Raw genomic sequence first — 17,677 nt, 5'->3', positions numbered from 1 at the left:
CGATAGGAGCGAGCCATGAAGCACCGCATTGTCGTCCTCGGAGCCGGGTACGCCGGAGCCACCGCCGCCGGTCGCCTCGCCAAGCGACTGCACCGCGACGACGTCCTGATCACCCTCGTCAACGCCGACCCCGACTTCGTCGAACGGGTGCGCATGCACCAGCTCGCGGCCGGTCAGGATCTGCGCCCCCGCCCGTTGCGTGAGTACTTCGCCGGCACCGGCGTGCGGGTCGTGACCGCGCTGGTCACCGGAGTCGACGTCGACCGTAAGACCGTCGACCTCGAGGGTGGCGAGTCCCTCGGCTACGACAGCCTCGTCTACGCACTCGGAAGCACCGGCGCCGACCACGGCATCCCCGGTGTCGCCGAGTACGCCCACGGCGTCGCAGGAAAGCAGGCCGCGTTGCGGCTGCGGGCGCGGCTGAGCGAATTGGTACCGGGCGCAACGGTTGTGGTCGTCGGCGGCGGCCTGACCGCCATCGAGGCCGCCACCGAGATCGCCGAGACCCGGCCGGATCTCGCGGTCTCGATCGCCGCCCGCGGAGTCGTCGGCGACTGGCTGAGTGAGAAGGCCCAGCGTCATCTGCGCGGCGCCTTCGACCGGCTCGGCATCACCGTCCACGACCACATCGACATCACGCGTGTCGCCGCCGGCGCCGTGATCGACGGTGCCGCAAGGGAGATCCCGGCCGAGCTGACCGTGTGGACGGCGGGCTTCGCCGCGCACCCGCTCGCGGCCGCAACCGCACTCGAGGTGTCCGACACCGGACAGATCGTGGTCGACGCCACCATGCGCTCGGTCTCGCACCCCGATGTCTACGCCGTCGGCGACGCCGCGCTCGCCGACGGCGCGGGCGGCAAACCACTGCGGATGTCCTGCGCCTCGGGCGGACCGATGGCGTGGCAGGCCGCCGATGCCCTCGCCGCACGTTTGACCGGTCGCGAGGTCCCCGAGACCACGATCGGCTACAACTTCCAGTGCATCAGCCTGGGGCGCCGCGATGGAATCATCCAGTTCGTGACTCCCGATGATCAGGCCAAGTCCACCGCTATCACGGGCAGGGCGGCCGCACGCGTCAAGGAGTTCGTCTGTTCGGGCGCGGCCTGGAGTATCGGCCACCCGACCCTGCTGCTGCCGAGCCGCCGCCGACACGTTGCGGCAACCGGCGTAGTGGAATCCGGCCTCGTCACCCCGCGACGCGGCTAGAGCGAGGATTCCCTCCGGAGCAGGTCGTCGATCGTCTCGCGACGGATCAGTTCGCGGGCTGAGCCGTTGCACACCGCGATGATCGGCGGCCTGGCCACCGAGTTGTAGTTGGACGCGAGCCCGTGGTGGTAGGCGCCGGTCCCGGGGATCGCCAGTACATCGCCGGGGCGCACGTCGGCCGTCAGGTGCACGTCGACCGCCAGCTCGTCACCGGATTCACAGTGCCGTCCCGCGACCGTGACCGGAACCTGGGCGCCCACCGGATGGCGGTTGGCGAGGGCGACGCTGTACCTGGCCGCGTAGAGGCAGACGCGGGGGTTATCGCTCATGCCGCCGTCGACGCAGACGAAGGTACGCCCGCCCTCGATGTGCTTGACGGACACGACCCGGTACACCGTCACGCCCGACCTGGCGACGATGGCACGGCCCGGTTCGAGGGTGATCCGCGGCCGCGGGAACCGGTGCCGCGCGCATGCCTCGTCGAGCGCGTCCTCGATGGTCGAGGCGAGCTGGGTGAGGTCCAGGGGCATGTCATCGAATCCGTACGAGACCGCATGGCCACCACCGAGATTGAGCTCGGTCAGGATCAGTCCGTGATCGTGGTACACCTGAGTCATCTGGGCGATCATCCGGTGCACCGCGGCGCCGAAGTGCTCGGGATCGGTGATCTGCGACCCCAGGTGGCAGTGCAGGCCGATCAGGTTCAGGTGTGGCTGGTCGAGTACGCGCTTGATCGCGGCGTCCGCCTGACCGTGTTCGATGGGGAACCCGAACTTCTGGTCCGCCACGCCGGTTCGGACCGCGCGGTGTCCGTGCACGTCGATGTCCGGGGTGACCCGGACCAGGACGTCCTGCTTGTGGTCGAGCGTCGAGCCGAGGACCACGATCTCGGTGTGCGAGTCGATGACGATGCGGCCGACGCCCGCATCGAGGGCGGCGGTGAGTTCTGCGGGGGTCTTGGCGTTGCCGTGCATGATGATTCGGCGCGCGTCGACGCCCGCCGACAGGGCGATGGCAAGTTCCCCGGCCGAGCACACGTCCAGGGCCAGCCCCTCCTGGCTCACCCAGGAGGCGAGCGCCCGGGTCATCAGCGCCTTTCCGGCGTACGCGATCTCGGCCTCAGGGAAGATCTCGCGGTAGGTGCGACAGCGGTGCCGGACGTCCAGCTCGTCGATCACGTAGCTCGGCGTTCCGTACTGGTCGGCGATATCCGACAATGCGACGCCGCCGACGGTGATCCGGCCGTGCTCGTCGTGGTGGGTGTTGATCGGCCACACCGCGGGATCGAGCCGCGGGGACATGGCCGAGCGGAGTGACGGGAAGATGTCGAGAAGGGTCACCGGGTTCTCCTAGGGGTGATGGTTCACCCTCCGGAGTACTCGCCTTCGGGCGCGTGGACACGGCCCCTGACACGACCTTGACGCCGAGCCGTCACGGCTTGACGTCATGCTGACGAATCGGCGTTCGCGGGCAGCGTGACCACCTGTGCGGCGTAGGACAGCCCCGCCCCGAACGCGATCAGCAGCGCCGTGCCACCCGCGGGAGCCTCGCCGGACCGGAGCAGCGTGTCCATCGCCAGGGGGACCGACGCCGCCGACGTGTTGCCTGCGTCGACGATGTCGCGCGCGACCGCGGCATCGGGCGAGAGTCCCAGTCGCTTGGCGATGATGTCGGTGATCCGGAGGTTCGCCTGGTGCGGGACGAAGGCGTCCAACTGCTCGGGCGCGACGCCCGCCCGGTCCAGCGCGGCCCTGGCGACCTTCTCCATCTCGAATGCCGCCCAACGGAACACGGCCATCCCGTCCAGCTTGACGGTCGGCCGCGGCCCGGTGGGATTGTCGCGGTATGCATCCCAGGACGGGGCCTGGCGGATCACATTCGACTGCGATCCGTCCGAGCCCCACTCGACCGGCCCGATCCCCGGAGTCTGCGACGGTCCCACCACCACGGCCCCGGCACCGTCGGAGAAGATGAACGCGGTCGTCCGGTCGGTCATGTCGAGGCACTCGCTCATCCGCTCGACGCCGATGACCAGGACGTGTTCCGCGCTGCCGCCGCGGACCATGTCGGAGGCGACCGCAAGGGAATGACAGAAGCCGGCGCACCCGGCTGAGACATCGAATGCGGCCCCGTAGACGCCGAGCCGGTGCGCGATCTGCGGGGCGACGGCAGGCGACTGGTAGAGGTAGGTCGACGTCGCGACGATCACACAGCCGATCCGCTCGGGCGCAACCCCGGACGATGCAAGGGCGCGGTGTCCCGCCGCGACGGACATCTCGAGGATCGACTCCTCCGGCCCGGCGAACCGACGGGTCTTGATCCCGGAGCGGGTCTGGATCCACTCGTCGCTCGAGTCGATGCTCTGACAGATCTCGGCGTTGTCGACGATGCGGGCCGGGCGGTACACCCCGAGCCCGACGATGGCGCTGTGCGGTGAGCCGGTGGTGGCGGTGATCGGGGCGGCCATCGTTCATCTCCTGATACGGCGGATGTTGTCTTGCCGCTTCAGAGTGGGTCCTGGCCGGGCCGGACGATAGGCACCCTAGGGGCACCGATCGCCCCCTAGGTGTCGAGAGGGTCCCGACGGGTCAGTCGGGGAAGAGTAGCGTCGTGGATGTCGAGGGCAATTCGAATATGCGCGGTCAAGCCATGTCGTCCTCGGCGCCCAACCGGTCCGCAGGCGAAGGGCCGAGAACTGGAGCGCCGCCATGGCGTCGAACCCGACCGATGTGTCGAATCCTCAAACAGACTCTGCGTCACCCAGCCCTGATCAGGCCTTCGAATCCTCGCCGTCCTGTCCGGTGTGCCCGCACAGCCTCGATTCTCACGATGCGCTCGGTACTCGGTTCTGCGCCGCGACCTCGGACCGACACCTCGAACGCAAGTGCATCTGCGCCGGTGAGCAGGTGATCGGGCATCACTACACCCGGTACTGAACGAGGGATGGTGTGACACCCGGGTTCGGCTCGCGCCCGCGAGCCGAACCCGGGTGTTGGTTCACCAGCCGGAGCCGGAACCCCCGATCCGGTGTTGGCGAGGATGGTGCCGATGACCATCTGCGCAATACCGGCGACAGAGCCAACAAATTCCATGGTGTCCTCCGACTTTCTTTGTCGCCGGTCGTCCGGCGTAGTCGTGAACTTAGCCGAACTATCTTGTGGAAGAGATCAGTTTCCCGGGTTCTCGACGCAGGATCGAAGGAGAGCTGGCCGTGGTGGGCGCGCTAGCCCCCCAGCTTCTTGTAGAACGTGCCGACGATCGGCGCGACCACCGCGCGCGGGCTGTACTGGCCCGCCACCGACATGCCCTTGCTCAGGATGCCCGGCACCACGCGCATCTTGTTCTTCGCGAGGGAGTCCAGCGACAACTTGGCGGTGTACTCGCTGGAGATCCAGAAGAAATCGGGAACCAGCTTGTCGACGATCGAGGCCTCCGCCGGGTCCGGGATCTCCGTGCGCACCGGGCCGGGGGCCAGCAGGGTGACGTGTACGCCGGTACCGGTGAGCTCGCCGCGCAGCGACTCGGAGAAGGTGTTCACGAACGCCTTGGTTGCCGCGTAGGTGGCGTTGTTCGGGATCGGCATGTTGCCGGCCGCCGATCCGACCATGAGGATGCCGCCGGAGTCCCGCGCGACCATTCCGGGCAGCACGGCAAGCGTGAGGTCGTGCACGGCAACGGCATTGAGCTCGACCTGGGCCCGCTCGTAGGCGGGGTCCAGCTCGGACACCGGCCCGAACGTGGCGATCCCGGCGTTGTTGCACAGAATGCTGATCTGGCGCTCGGCGAGCTCGTCGACCAGGGTGCCGCGCTGGTCTCGATCGGACAGGTCGACCGCGCGGACCTCGACCTCGACGCCGTGCGCCGCGGTCAGCTTCGCCGCAAGCGCGTCGAGCAGGTCGCCGCGACGGGCCACCAGGATCAGCGAGTATCCGCGCGCGGCAAGGTCGGTGGCCAGCGCCTCGCCGATGCCGGAGGAGGCGCCGGTCACGACCGCGCGGGAATCAGGGGTGGGGGTAGGCAGGCTCACGGGCTCAGGCTAGCGGTCAGATCGCCGCCGCGAGGCGGGTGCCCTGCTCGATGGCCCGCTTGGCGTCCAGTTCGGCCGCGACGTCCGCCCCGCCGATCACGTGCGTCGTCACCCCTGCCGTGGCCAGGTCGCCTTCGAGCTCACGCACCGATTCCTGGCCCGCGCAGATCACCACGTTGTCGACGGCGAGGACCTGCGGGCGCTCGCGCTTCTCGCCGAAGGTGATGTGCAGCCCCTCGTCGTCGATCCGCTCGTAGTTCACACCCGAGAGCTGGTGCACGCCCTTCTTCTTCAGGGCGGCCCGGTGTACCCAGCCGGAGGTCTTGCCGAGTCGCGCGCCGATCTGGCCGGGCTTGCGCTGGAGCAGGTACACCTCCCGTGGAGACGGCTCGGTCGCGGGCGCGGTGAGCGAGCCGGGCGCGGTGTCGGACTCGGTGACGCCCCACTCCCGCTTCCACTCGTCCAGGTCGAGGGTGGGGGAGCTGGCGTGGGTGAGGTACTCGGAGACGTCGACGCCGATGCCGCCGGCGCCGATCACCGCGACGCGGTCGCCAACGGGCCTGCCGTCGCGGACGAGCTCGGCATACGAGAGCACGCTGGCGTGGTCGATGCCGGGGATGCTCGGAATCCGCGGGGTCACCCCGGTGGCGAGGACCACCTCGTCGTACCCGCCCTCGGCGAGCCGGCCGGCATCGACCCTGGTGCCCAGGTGCACCTTCACGCCGTTCAGTTCCAGCTGTCGGGTGTAATAGCGGATCGTCTCGGCGAATTCCTCCTTGCCGGGGATCCGCCGGGCGATGCCGAACTGGCCGCCGATCTCGGCGCCCGCCTCGAAGAGGTCGACACTGTGGCCACGCTGGGCGAGGCCGAGGGCCGCGGACAGACCGGCGGGTCCGGCGCCGACGACGGCCACGCTCTTCGCCCGCCTGGTCGGTGCCAGCACCAGCTCGGTCTCGCGGCCGGCGCGAGGGTTGAGCAGGCAGGACACGTTCTTGCGGACGAAAGCGTGATCGAGACAGGCCTGGTTGCAGGCGATGCAGGTGTTGATCTCGTCGCTGCGATCGGTCTCGGCCTTGCGGACCCAGTCGGGGTCGGCGAGCATCGGCCGGGCCATCGAGATCAGCTCGGCGTCGCCGCGGGTGAGGATCTCCTCGGCGACCTCCGGCATGTTGATCCGGTTCGACGCGCAGACCGGGATCGACACGGCCGCGGCGACCTTGGCGGTGAACTCGACGAAGGCCGCCCGCGGCACGGAGGTGACGATGGTGGGCACCCGAGATTCGTGCCAGCCGATGTCGGTGTTGATGATGGTGGTGCCGGCATCCTCGAGTTCGGTTGCCAGGGCTGAGATCTCGTCCCAGGTCTGGCCCTTCTCGACGAGGTCGGCCATGGACAGCCGGAAGACGATGATGAAGTTCGGCCCCACCGCCGCGCGGGTGCGCCGCACGATCTCGACCGCCAAGCGGCGCCGGTTCTCGGCGCTGCCGCCCCACTTGTCCTTGCGCTTGTTGGTGCGGGCCGCGAGGAACTGGTTGATGAAGTACCCCTCGCCGCCCATGATCTCGACGCCGTCGTAGCCTGCGGACTGCGCGAGCTCCGCGCAGCGCACGTAGTCGCCGATGGTGCTCTCGACGCCGCGGCCGGTCAGCGCCCGGGGCCGGAAGGGGTTGATGGGGGCCTTGATCGAGGAGGCCGACACGCTCAACGGCTGGTAGGAGTACCGGCCGGCATGCAGGATCTGCAGGGCGATCTTGCCGCCCTCGGCGTGCACGGCGTCGGTGACCTCGCGGTGCAGCGTCGCGGCCTTGCGGGTGGTGAGCTTGGCCCGAGGGGCAGTAGCCAGCCGGTGCGGTTCGGCGCGTAGCCGCCGGTGATGATGAGGCCGACGCCGCCGCGGGCCCGCTCGGCGAAATACGCGGCGAGCTTCGGGATGTCGCGAGTGCGGTCCTCGAGCCCGGTGTGCATCGAGCCCATCACCACGCGATTGCGGAGCGTGGTGAAGCCCAGATCCAACGGGGACAACAGGTTCGGGTACGGGTTGCTCACGTGGGCGGCCTTTCGGGTCGGACTCGGGCTGGAGTGGTGGGGTCGGGGTCAGGGGTGCAGGAGCGGAGCCCGCGGAGCGACAAGGGTTCACAGCGCATCGAGCACCTCCTGGCACCAGGCGGTGAAGCCCTCCTCGACGCGGATGCCGCCGCGCAGGACCAGGTACTGGTGCAGGTCGGTGCCGGACAGTCGGTCGGGTGCGGGGAAGTCTCGCTTCTCGATCAGTCGGTAGACCTCGAGTCGCCTGGCGTGGTCGTCGCGGTGCCTGCCGACCTCGGCGCGAACGTCATCGAGGTCGCCGAAGGATGCGGCGCGGATCTTCACCGCCAGCTCGTTGCGCAGGTTCCCGGCCTCGGTCGGTTCCGCGATCCACCGTCGCAGCTCGGCGCGGCCGGCATCGCTGACGCGGTAGACCCTCTTGTCCGGGCGGCCGTCCTGGCCGACGGTCTCGCCGTCCACCCATCCGGCCTCGTCCATCCGCTTGAGCACGCGGTAGATCTGCTGGTGGCTGGCGTTCCAGAAGTAGCCGATGGACTTGTCGAATCGACGCGCGAGCTCGTATCCCGACCCGGAGTGTTCGGAGAGCGAGACCAACAGCGCATGTTCGAGTGCCACGGGGTCGAGTATCTATGCAACGAGGAGACTATGCAACTGAGTTCATAGCTAGTGAAGTCTTCCTCTCGGCGAACTCCGGGCCACGTCCTACGCTGCGCTCCGCTCGGCGCCCATGGACCAGCACGAAGGACACCCGGCGATCGTCGTCGCAACCGCGCTGCAGGGGGAACGTGACACCTCAGGCGTGGTTCGCACCGTGATCGGTGAACTCAGCAAAGCTCCCCACCTGGTCAACGTCCGGATCGAGGGCGCGGGCGAGCCAGAGTTCGTACCAGTCGAGGAACGTCAGCGGCTCGCGGGTGTCCGGGTGCAGCGCCGGCAGCGCGGCGGCGTGCTCGTAGCTGTGCCACCACACCTGCCCCGCGGCCGGGCCGCGCAGGATCAGGAGGTTGTACATGCCGCATCCCTCGTCCGCGAGGAATGTCGCTCCTCGGTGGATCCGGCCGATGTTCGCCGACCACTGGAACTCGGAGTCCTCGGCGGCGGGCGGGCAGGGTCGCTCGGCGGTGAAGGGGAAGTCCGCGGCGTAGTCGATCGCGACATCCTCGGCCTCCTGCGCCAGCGGGAGCAGTCCGAGCATCGGTCCGGCTCCGCCGTCGCCCACCCGGGTGATCCACTCGAAGTAGTCGGCCGGAAGGCCGGCGCCGAGCCGATTCTCGAATGCCGAGAGGACGTCCGGGTCCGCAGGAGCAGCGTGCTCGTAGCGATGCACGGCTGCCCCGTGGATGCGGCATCTGTAGCCGATGACCTCCCGGTCGCCGAGCGAGACGACAGTGGTCTTCAGATCGGTTTCTCGCAGTCGGTCGAGGCCGGTCAGGATCTCGGCGATCCGGTCCGCGTACGTTTGCGCGCGTTTCATGCTCACATCCTGATGGATGCGACGACATGTCTCTGGGTGCGGTGACACACCTACATAGACAGGCGCGTCCGACACGCCCGACCTCGGTCAAGGTGTGCAGGCGCGTCCTGTCAATCTTCGCTGCAACTCGACACACGATGGTCAGAAGACCCAGCGGAGCGCGGCCACGATCTCCTGAGGGCTCGAGTCGGCGAAACGTGCGACCTCGGCGCGTCGGAGGTCGATGACGGTGGCGGCGAGCTCCGGCCCGAACGCCGCGCCCAGCACAGCGTCGGCCTCGAACGCATCGGTGGCCTCGGCGAGCGTGCCGGGCAGCTCGGGGATCCCACGCCGGGCCCTCTCGTCCTCGCTCAGCCAGGCGGGGTCGACGTCCACCAGCGCGGGCAGGCGGGACGGCCTGGCGAGCCCGGCCAGGCCGGCGAAGATCAGCGCGGCGAGGCACAGGTACGGGTTGGCCGACTGATCGAGGACCTTGACCTCCAGGTTGGCCGCGCGGCCCTCCTCGCCGCGGCTGCCCGTGATCAGGCGCAGCGCGGTCTCGCGGTTCTCGTGGCCGCACGCCTGGAACGGAGCCGCCCAGTGGCCGGGAACGAGTCGCAGGTAGCTCGCGACCGAGGGTGCGCCGACGGCGAGCAGGGCGGGCAGCCTGTGCAGGATGCCGGCCGCGAAGGACTCCGCGGCGTCCGTCATGCCGCAGGGCCCGTCGCCGCCGTCGTGCAGGTTCACCCCGCCGCGCCAGATGGACAGGTGCACGTGGCCGCCGTTCCCGACGCCGTCGGCCACCACCTTCGGGGAGAAGGAGGCGCGCAGGCCTCGGTCGGCGCTCAGTGCCCGGATCGTCTCGCGTACCAACACGAAGGTGTCGGCGGCGCCGAGCGGATCCTCGGCGGCGACGGACAGTTCGTACTGGCCGGCCGCGTACTCGGGTGGATCTGCTCCACCGCGACGCCCTGTTCGCGCAGCGCGGTGAGCAGGTCCGCCAGGTAGTCCGAGTGTTCGACGAGCCGAGTGAACCCATACGCGGGCCCGCGGGTGGCGGGCACGAAGTCGTCCTCGTCGAGCCCGAGGGTCCACTCCACCTCGATCGCGGACTTCGCGGTCAGGCCGGCGTCGGCCAGTGCCGCGACCGCGCGACGGGTGACGTCCCTGGCGTCCTGCGGGTGCGGCGTGCCGTCCTGCGTGTAGCGGTCGGCGGGCGCCCACGCCCAGCCGGGCTGCGCGGCGAGGGCGACGGCGCGGTTCAGGTCCGGCAGCAGCCGCAGGTCGCCCACGGGCCCACCCGCGCAGCGGCCCGCGATGATCGAATCGTCGGTCGCGAACGCGTCGAACACCGGCGACGCGCCGACGCCCCAGGACGCGGCGTTCGCCAGCCGATCGACCGGGACCGCCTTCGTCCGGGTGATCCCGCTGTTGTCGACCCACGTGAGCGCCACCCCGACCACGCCCTGATCGGCCAGCCGGGCCGCCACCGGGCCGGCCTCCGCGGCCCGCCGCTCACGCTCGTCCCGGTCCATTGCGGCTCCTTCGCGCGGTCTCTGATCAGCGGCGATTGCCGTTCAGCGGCAGAATGGCGGTCATGGCACGATCCTCAGACGATACGTCGGCGCGGCCATCGAGACCGGGCGAACGGCGCCTGGAGGAGCTCGTCGGGCAGATCGCGCTCGTCGACCACCACTGCCACGGGATCGTGCGGGGCCCACTCGACCGGGCCGGGTTCGAATCGCTGCTCTGTGAGGCCGATGCGCCCGGTCGCTGGCACGGGACGCTGTTCGACACCCAGGTCGGCCTCGCGGTCCGGCGCCTGTGTGGCCCCGTACTCGACCTGCCACCGCACGCGCCAGCCGACGACTACCTCGCGCGCCGCGCCGAGCTCGGCTCCGACGAGGTGGCCGGGCGGCTGTTGCGGGGCGCCGGGATCTCCGAGTTCCTCGTGGACACGGGCTTTCGGTCCGACGGACTGACCTCGCCGGACGAGCTGGCCGCCTGTGCCGGGGCCTCGGCGCGGGAGATCGTCCGGCTCGAAACGGTCGCGGAGCGGGTGATCGCCACCCATGGCCCGGGCGATTTCGTCGAGACCTGCCGGGACCGTCTTGCGGCCGAGGCGGCGACCGCGATCGGCTTCAAGTCGATCGCGGCGTATCGGGTCGGTCTGGATCTGGCCCCTGATCGTCCGCCCACGAATCAGGTGGCCGCCGCGGCCGTGCGGTGGGCGGCCGGGATCGAACGGGGCGCGCCGATCCGGCTGTCCGACGAGACGCTGATCCGGTTCCTGATCTGGACCGCCGTCGATCTCGGTCGGCCGATCCAGTTCCACACCGGATTCGGCGACGCCGATGCGGATCTCGGCCGCTGCGATCCGCTGCTGCTGGCGCCGCTGCTGCGTGCAACGGCCGGTTGCGGGGTGCCGATCATGCTGCTGCACACGTACCCCTTTCATCGGAACGCGGGCTGCCTGGCGCAGGTGTTCGACCAAGTCTTCGTCGATGTCGGCCTCGCGGTGCAGAACGTCGGGAGCCGGGCAGGCCAGGTGGTGGCCGAACTGCTCGAACTCGCCCCCTTCGGTTCGGTGTTGTTCTCCTCCGACGGCTACGGGCTGCCGGAGCTGTTCCACGTCAGCGCCATGCTGTTCCGCCGCGCGCTGTCGGACTTCCTGTCGGCGGGAGTCGAGGGCGATGCCTGGTCCGAGCGGGACGCCGAGCGGATCGCATACCTGATCGCCGCGGAGAACGCCCGCCGCGCATACGGTCTCGACGACGGGGGCGCCGGACGCGGTTCGCTCGCCTAGGCTCGCGGTCATGGGCCCCGCGGCGATCGGTACCGGCGTCACCCGCAAGCAGGTCTTCGCGTGGGGGCTGTGGGACTGGGGCTCGGCCGCGTTCAACGCCGTGATCGTCACGTTTGTCTTCTCCGTGTACCTCACGGACGCGGTCGGCGACGACCTGCCTGGCTCGATCTCGGCGAGCACATGGCTCGGATGGTCGCTCGGTGCCTCCGGCCTGCTGATCGCGGTCCTGGCGCCGGTCACCGGGCAGCGCTCGGACGCGACCGGGCACCGACGGCGCTCGCTCGCGTTCCTCACGGCGGCGGTGGTGGTCGTGATGGCGGCGATGTTCCTGATCGAGGACCGGTACCAATACCTGTGGGCCGGGCTGGCCCTGCTCGGCATCGGGTCGGTCCTGTTCACGCTCGCCGAGGTGCCCTACAGCGCGATGCTTCGCCAGGTGTCCACCCCGGCCAACGTGGGCAGGGTGTCCGGGTTCGGCTGGGCGATGGGCTATTTCGGCGGCATCGTGTTGCTGCTGGTCTGCTACTTCGGGTTCATCGTCGGCGACGGCGACACCCGCGGACTGCTGGGCCTGAGCACCGACGGGGGATTCAACATCCGGATGGTGGCGCTGGTGGCGGCACTGTGGTTCGCGGCGTTCGCGATCCCCGTGTTGGTCGCCGTGCCGGAGCTGCCCCGCACGGAGGCCGATCCTGGAGCGGCCCAGGCGGGGTTCTTCGCCTCTTACGGTGTGCTGTGGCGCGACCTCAAGGAGCTGTGGACCGCGGATCGCCGCACCGTCGGGTTCCTGTTCGCCAGCGCGCTCTTCCGTGACGGCCTGGCCGGGGTGTTCACCTTCGGCGCGGTCCTCGCGGTCAACGTCTACGGCATCGCGGCCTCCGACGTGCTGCTCTTCGGCGTGGCCGCGAACGTGGTCTCCGGGGTCGCGGCACTGGCGGCCGGGCGGTTCGACGACACCCTCGGGCCGAAGACGGTCATCGTCGCGTCTCTCGCCGCGATGCTGGTGGCCGGCGGGATCCTGCTGGTGGTCTCGGGTCCGGTGGCGTTCTGGGTGTTCGGGCTGCTGCTGTGCGTCTTCGTCGGCCCCGCGCAGTCGGCGTCGCGGACCTTCCTCGTGCGGATCACCCCGACCGGCCGGGAGGGGCAGATGTTCGGCCTGTACGCGACCACGGGCCGGGCGGTCTCGTTCCTGGCGCCGACCCTGTTCGGGGTGTTCGCGTGGCTCTTCGCCAGCGATCGGGCCGGCATCGTCGGCCTGCTCGTGGTGCTGGCGCTCGGGCTGGCGGCCGTGCTGCCGGTGCGGGCGCCCGAGCGCGACTACCGCCGCGAGCGCTCGTCGGTCTGAATCTTGAGCTTGTCGGCGAACAGTCGCCGCTGCACGATCCAACCGGCCGCGGCGAGCGCGATCCAGAGCAGGGTCGAGGTGACCTGCTCCCACCCGGCCTCCGGTTCGTGCAGGAAGGCGAGCGTGTCGCTGGTGCGTCCCAGGCCGGCCAGGATCATGCTCGCGCCGCCGATCGAGGTGAGCCACAGCAGCGCCCTGGCCCGGTACTTGTCGGCGAGGAACGCGGACGCCACCGCGACCGCGAGGATCACGATCCCGCTGAGCGCCCAGTTGTTGTCCCCGGGTTGGAGTACGTCCGCGATCTTCGCGCCCGCCATCGCGCCGGTCAGGCCGCCGATGAAGTAGGCGGAGAACTTGAAGATCAGCGTGGTGACCACCCACGATGCGACTGCGCCGATGAGCGCGAACAGGATCAGCGTCGTCAGCGAGGCGTTGAACAGGTCCGCGATCAGCCAGCCGAGCCCGAAGCCGGCGGCGAGCACCGCGACGTGCAACGAGCCGATGCCCCAGAAGCAGAGGACGACACCGACCAGGAGTACCGCGATACCACTCATTCTTCGTTCCCTTCGATTCGCGCGAGGACCGCTTCGGCCAGCGCGTCGGGTGCTTGTTCCGGAATCCAGTGGCTGACGCCGTCGAGCTCGACGAAACGGTAAGGCGCGTCCACGAATTCGCCGCAGCGCTCCGCGCCGGCGCGGCCGAGTGCCTCGTCGGCGGAGCCCCAGACGTAGGTGGTGGGCACCCGGACCGATGGAATGCCGCCGAAGTCGGCTCGCATGGCGCGGTACCAGGACAGTGCGGCCGTGAGCGCGCCCGGCTCGGTGAGGGCCCGCACGTGCTCGGCGACCTGATCGGGGTCGAGGTCCCCGTACGCCGCGCGCAGGCGCTTGGCGTCGTCGTCGAGCAGCAACTTCTCCGCCACCTGGCCATTCCGGAAGACACCGATGTAGCGCGACCGCTTCTGCTGGTCCGCATCCTCGCGCAGCGCCCAGCCGAACGCGGACGGGTGCGGAACGGACACCGCGGTCAGGCTCGCGACGCGTTCGGGGTGGTGTGCGGCGAGCCACCAGGCGACCACCGCACCCCAGTCGTGCCCGACCAGGTGTGCCGACGCGATACCGGTCGCGTCCATCAGGGCCACCACATCGGCGCCGAGCAGTTCGATCGAATAGTGCTCGACCCCGACCGGTCGCGCGCCGGGGGAGTAGCCGCGCTGCGACGGCGCGATCACCCGGTGGCCGGCCGCGGTCAGCAGCGGGGTCAGCGGGCGCCAGCATGCCGAGGTCTCCGGGAAGCCGTGCAGCAGCACGACCGGGGGTCCGTCGGCGGGACCGGAGTCCTCGACGTCGAAGGTGAGCCCGCCGGCGGTCACTGCGGTGTGCCTGCGATCGTCCACGGAATCCATTTGTCCCTCAACGCTCGTCGTTGCATGCCCGGTATGGCTGAGATTACCGCTCGGGCCTCGAAAAGGGCGACATTCGTGGCGGCCCCGACCGTGCACACTTTCGGCCGTGTGCCCGGGGTTTGTGACGATGAGGTGAGCGCATCGGCCGATCCGGTTCGTCCGGTTCCGGAAGCATGCTAAGTATCTTTTGATACCAGGTGACGCGGCGTGGTACTCGAGGGGTTTTCGGGAGTGAACTGTGACGATTGCCAATGGTGGGGTCCGCGATGACGAGCCCCTGCGAATCGCAGGACGGTCGGTGGCGAACTGGCTGGACGCCGCAGCGACCGACCTGACCGCCGCGGTGATCGAGCGCCTCGTCGACGACCTGCCGATCTACAAGCAGCTGCCGCACGAGGTGGTGCAGGGCGAGATCGCGGACATCGTGCACCACAACATGGAACTGTTCGCGACGCTCATCCGTGAGCGTCGGCCCGGGCGCAAGGCCGAGTTCGTCGAACAGCGGAACTCCTCGGCCCGACGCGCGGAGGAGGGCGTCCCACTCGATGCCGTGCTGCACGCGTACCACGTCGGCATCGGGATGGCGGCCGAGGAACTGTTCGCCGACGCCGAACCCGGCGACATCGGCGACGTTCAGACGATCACGGTGATGGTGCTCGATTTCCTGCGCCAGCTGACCCTCGAGGTGAGTTCGTCGTACCTCGAGGAGCGCCAGATCATGGACAGTCAGGAGAACTCCGGTCGCCGCTCGCTGATGGCCGCGCTGGTCGCGGGGGAGCCCCTGGACGCCATCGCGCAGCGAACAGGGCTCCGCCTCGCCCCGCACTATCTCGCGATGAGCCTGTCGATCGGGGAGCATGTCGACGAGCGTGGCGACGGCGTCAGCGGGACGGTGGCGGGCAGACGAAAGCTGCGCAGGTTGCAGGCCGAGCTGGACCGGATCACCGGGGAGCCTGCGCTCACCGTCATCGACAGCACCGGTGGGACGGCCCTGATCCCGTGCCCGGGGAATCCGCCGGAATGGGAGGCGCTGAAACGAATGATCGATCGCGCGCAGGCGGTGGTGGGCACCGAGATCCGGGCGGCGGCGCTGGTCGCGGTTCCGGCCGAGGTGCCCGCGGCGGTGGAGCAGACGGCCGAGATCATCGCGCTCATCTCGCGATCGGGCCGCCCGCCCGGGCTGTACCGGCTGCGAGACGTGCTGCTCGAGTATCAGCTGAGCAGGCCGAGCCCCGCACACCCCGAACTCGCAGGCCTGCTCGAGCCGCTGGTCGCGAGGCCGGAGCTGATGCAGACTCTCGAGGCCTATGTGGCGAGCGGACTGAACCGCCGCGCGACGGCGTCCGCGCTGCAGGTACACGCCAATACCGTCGACTACCGCATGCGGCGCGTCGCGGAGCTGACGGGTTTGAACCCGGCGGACCCCGCAGACCTCCCGCACGTGGGGGCGGCGCTGGCGGCACGCAGGGCGATCGGCTGAGCGGAGGGCCCCGCGGACCGTCTCGGGCATAGTGGAGGGCTCGCGGCGATCCGGAACCGTGAGCACGAGGGGGATTCGATGCGGTGGGTTCGATGGACGGTGACGGCCCTCGGGTGGGCGGCGGTGCTGGCGGGCGCGGTGGGTGTCCTCGCCCACTACCTGGACTCGACGGCCACGGTGCTCGTCGTGCTCGCGTCGTTCGCGCCGTTCCTGATGGCGTGCGGCGTGGTCGGCCTTGCGGCGCTGGCCTGTACGCGCCACTGGGTCGGGGCTGCGGTCGCGGCGGTGGTGGTGGCGGCCGCGGCGTGGACGCAGCTGCCGCTGTACCTGGGCGACCGTGCCTCCGACGGTGACCCGGAGCTGACGGTGATGCAGGCGAACATCCTCTTCGGGCAGGGCAATCCGGAAGCCCTTGTCGCGCAGGTCCGTTCGCGGGGCGTCGATGTGTTGACGGTCAATGAGCTGACCGACGGCGCGATCCCGCAGCTCGGTGCCGCCGGTCTGGACGCCGAGCTGCCGTACCGGTACCTGCGACCGATGGAGTGGGGCGGCGGTGGGACCGGGATCTGGAGCCGACACCCGATCAGCGAGGAGACCGAGCACATGGGTTTCGTGCTGAACATGGTCTCCGCGCGGGTGCACAAACCGGAGCAGCGGCCCTTCATGGTGGTCGCGGCCCACCCGCTGCCACCCTGGCCCCGCCCGCAGACGACGACGTGGTCCCGGGAGATGGGCCAGGTGCGCGACATCCTGCAGGGTCTCCGCGGGCGCGGCGAGCCGGTGATCATGGGCGCCGATCTCAACGCGACCTACGATCACGCGCAGTTCCGGGCCCTGATCGGCGACGGGTACAGCGACGCGGCGGAGCAGTCCGGTGTCGGTGTGCTGCGCACCTATCCGGCTGACCGCTGGTGGCCCCCGGTGCTGGGGATCGACCACATCCTGGTCTCCGGGGCGGTTGCGGTGAACGCGGAGGCGGTGGACCTGCCGGGTTCGGATCACCGCGGCGTGGTCGCGGAGATCGACCTGAACGCCCCCGACGACTACTCCGGTTCCGACTGACCCGGGACCGACGGCGTCCGTTCGCTGATCAGGACCGCGACGCCGTCGAGGATGCGGTCGAGCCCGAATCGGAGCGCGTGAACCGGATCTCCGGTGGACTCGAACTCGGTCCCGGCCGCCTCGCCCACCCGCCCGGACACCGGGAACTCGGCGGGGTCCATCAGTCGTTCGAGGGTCGGCGAGACGAGGTCCCACCACTGCGCGTCGGTCAGCCCGGATTTCTCCGCGGTCGCGCCGACGCTGACGAGCAGGCGGGCGGTCCCGACCACATGGGTCAACACCAGCGTCAGGACCGAGTCCATCTCGATGTCGGAGAGGCCGATTCCGTCCAGCGGTCTCAGTTCGGCCTCGTATTTGCGGACGGTGTTCGGGCCGAGGACGGGACGCATCCCGACGAGCTGGAGCATCCAGGGGTGGTGCTGGTAGAGATCCCAGTTTCGGGCGGCGATGAACGCGAGGCCGCCGCGCCATCCGCCCGGTGCAAGGGCGGGTTCGTCGAGATCCGCGTAGAGGCCGCCGAGCACGCTGTCGTGCATCAGGTCGACCAGGTCGTCCTTGCTCGGTACGTGCGTATACAGCGACATGGCACCGGAACCGAGCCGGTCGGCGACGCGCCTCATCGAGACCCCGTCCAGGCCCTCGGCGTCCGCGAGTTCGATGCCCGCGGCCACGATCGCCTCGACGGTCAGGCCCTTGCGCCCGGCCCTCCCACGCAGCCCCCACAGCAGTCCGAGGGTGCGGGCGGGATCGGAGGGCCCCTCCTTTTTTGACGTCACACCGGACATTCTCCTCGTTTCCCCGCCGGCTCAGTGTTCGGTGCGGTCGCGCTCGGCATCCAGGCCTGGGT

At 69.8% G+C, this 17,677-nt stretch carries 16 protein-coding genes and 1 pseudogene; 6 read left to right on the top strand and 11 right to left on the bottom strand.

From position 1 onward, the window contains the following. Positions 1 to 15: 15 nt before the first annotated feature. On the top strand, positions 16 to 1,206 hold the full coding sequence (locus BTZ20_RS17010) for an NAD(P)/FAD-dependent oxidoreductase (RefSeq protein ID WP_077042181.1): 1,191 nt from the start codon (positions 16 to 18) through the stop codon (positions 1,204 to 1,206). On the opposite strand, the gene lysA is transcribed toward BTZ20_RS17010, so the two are convergent. Then, on the bottom strand, positions 1,203 to 2,546 hold the full coding sequence (gene lysA, locus BTZ20_RS17005) for a diaminopimelate decarboxylase (RefSeq protein WP_077042180.1): 1,344 nt from the start codon (positions 2,544 to 2,546) through the stop codon (positions 1,203 to 1,205). The two genes, BTZ20_RS17010 and lysA, sit on opposite strands and share 4 nt — an antisense overlap. A gap of 104 nt (positions 2,547 to 2,650) precedes the next feature. Then, entirely contained in the window at positions 2,651 to 3,673 is a 1,023-nt protein-coding gene (locus BTZ20_RS17000; RefSeq protein WP_077042179.1) for a beta-ketoacyl-ACP synthase III, read from the bottom strand. A gap of 241 nt (positions 3,674 to 3,914) precedes the next feature. Here BTZ20_RS17000 and BTZ20_RS28250 point away from each other — a divergent pair, with 241 nt between their 5' ends. Further along, complete coding sequence (locus BTZ20_RS28250; protein WP_223263376.1) at positions 3,915 to 4,142, top strand: RGCVC family protein; 228 nt, start codon at positions 3,915 to 3,917, stop codon at positions 4,140 to 4,142. A gap of 287 nt (positions 4,143 to 4,429) precedes the next feature. Here BTZ20_RS28250 and cmrA read toward each other — a convergent pair whose 3' ends face one another. The 6 genes and pseudogenes from cmrA to BTZ20_RS28240 form a co-directional block, all read right to left on the bottom strand. Continuing rightward, on the bottom strand, positions 4,430 to 5,233 hold the full coding sequence (cmrA, locus tag BTZ20_RS16990; protein ID WP_077042178.1) for a mycolate reductase: 804 nt from the start codon (positions 5,231 to 5,233) through the stop codon (positions 4,430 to 4,432). A gap of 16 nt (positions 5,234 to 5,249) precedes the next feature. Next, positions 5,250 to 7,279 (bottom strand): annotated as a pseudogene (locus BTZ20_RS16985) (FAD-dependent oxidoreductase). Positions 7,280 to 7,366: 87 nt separating this feature from the next. Further along, complete coding sequence (locus tag BTZ20_RS16980; protein ID WP_077042177.1) at positions 7,367 to 7,894, bottom strand: PadR family transcriptional regulator; 528 nt, start codon at positions 7,892 to 7,894, stop codon at positions 7,367 to 7,369. Positions 7,895 to 8,072: 178 nt separating this feature from the next. Beyond that, on the bottom strand, positions 8,073 to 8,753 hold the full coding sequence (locus tag BTZ20_RS16975; RefSeq protein WP_145982326.1) for an SMI1/KNR4 family protein: 681 nt from the start codon (positions 8,751 to 8,753) through the stop codon (positions 8,073 to 8,075). Between the two features lie 141 nt (positions 8,754 to 8,894). After that, complete coding sequence (locus BTZ20_RS28245; RefSeq protein ID WP_223263816.1) at positions 8,895 to 9,653, bottom strand: glutamine synthetase; 759 nt, start codon at positions 9,651 to 9,653, stop codon at positions 8,895 to 8,897. After that, positions 9,578 to 10,267: a hypothetical protein gene (locus BTZ20_RS28240; RefSeq protein ID WP_223263375.1), complete on the bottom strand. Its 690-nt coding sequence runs from the start codon at positions 10,265 to 10,267 to the stop codon at positions 9,578 to 9,580. The genes BTZ20_RS28245 and BTZ20_RS28240 overlap by 76 nt, the downstream gene beginning before the upstream one ends. A gap of 62 nt (positions 10,268 to 10,329) precedes the next feature. On the opposite strand from BTZ20_RS28240, the gene BTZ20_RS16965 reads away from it, so the two are divergent. Together BTZ20_RS16965 and BTZ20_RS16960 are read left to right on the top strand one after the other, a co-directional pair. Beyond that, positions 10,330 to 11,538 (top strand): amidohydrolase family protein, encoded by a 1,209-nt coding sequence (locus tag BTZ20_RS16965; protein ID WP_077043780.1) that lies wholly within the window; start codon positions 10,330 to 10,332, stop codon positions 11,536 to 11,538. A gap of 10 nt (positions 11,539 to 11,548) precedes the next feature. After that, positions 11,549 to 12,883: an MFS transporter gene (locus tag BTZ20_RS16960; protein ID WP_077042175.1), complete on the top strand. Its 1,335-nt coding sequence runs from the start codon at positions 11,549 to 11,551 to the stop codon at positions 12,881 to 12,883. On the opposite strand, the gene BTZ20_RS16955 is transcribed toward BTZ20_RS16960, so the two are convergent. Both BTZ20_RS16955 and BTZ20_RS16950 read right to left on the bottom strand, forming a co-directional pair. Beyond that, positions 12,856 to 13,437, bottom strand: a complete 582-nt coding sequence (locus BTZ20_RS16955) for a DUF4203 domain-containing protein (protein WP_077042174.1) — start codon at positions 13,435 to 13,437, stop codon at positions 12,856 to 12,858. The genes BTZ20_RS16960 and BTZ20_RS16955 overlap by 28 nt on opposite strands. After that, positions 13,434 to 14,288 (bottom strand): alpha/beta fold hydrolase, encoded by an 855-nt coding sequence (locus BTZ20_RS16950; protein ID WP_077042173.1) that lies wholly within the window; start codon positions 14,286 to 14,288, stop codon positions 13,434 to 13,436. The genes BTZ20_RS16955 and BTZ20_RS16950 overlap by 4 nt, the downstream gene beginning before the upstream one ends. A gap of 238 nt (positions 14,289 to 14,526) precedes the next feature. On the opposite strand from BTZ20_RS16950, the gene BTZ20_RS16945 reads away from it, so the two are divergent. Together BTZ20_RS16945 and BTZ20_RS16940 are read left to right on the top strand one after the other, a co-directional pair. Continuing rightward, positions 14,527 to 15,768, top strand: a complete 1,242-nt coding sequence (locus BTZ20_RS16945) for a PucR family transcriptional regulator (RefSeq protein WP_223263374.1) — start codon at positions 14,527 to 14,529, stop codon at positions 15,766 to 15,768. 78 nt (positions 15,769 to 15,846) lie between these two features. Next, on the top strand, positions 15,847 to 16,830 hold the full coding sequence (locus BTZ20_RS16940; RefSeq protein ID WP_077042172.1) for an endonuclease/exonuclease/phosphatase family protein: 984 nt from the start codon (positions 15,847 to 15,849) through the stop codon (positions 16,828 to 16,830). Here the strand turns inward: BTZ20_RS16940 and BTZ20_RS16935 are convergent. After that, positions 16,812 to 17,615, bottom strand: a complete 804-nt coding sequence (locus BTZ20_RS16935; RefSeq protein WP_077042171.1) for a TetR/AcrR family transcriptional regulator — start codon at positions 17,613 to 17,615, stop codon at positions 16,812 to 16,814. The two genes, BTZ20_RS16940 and BTZ20_RS16935, sit on opposite strands and share 19 nt — an antisense overlap. Positions 17,616 to 17,677 lie beyond the last annotated feature (62 nt).

Origin of the sequence: Rhodococcus sp. MTM3W5.2 (genome assembly GCF_001984015.1) — a bacterium.
Lineage (GTDB): Bacteria > Actinomycetota > Actinomycetes > Mycobacteriales > Mycobacteriaceae > Rhodococcus_G > Rhodococcus_G oryzae.
This window is presented reverse-complemented; position numbering and strand designations above follow the sequence as displayed.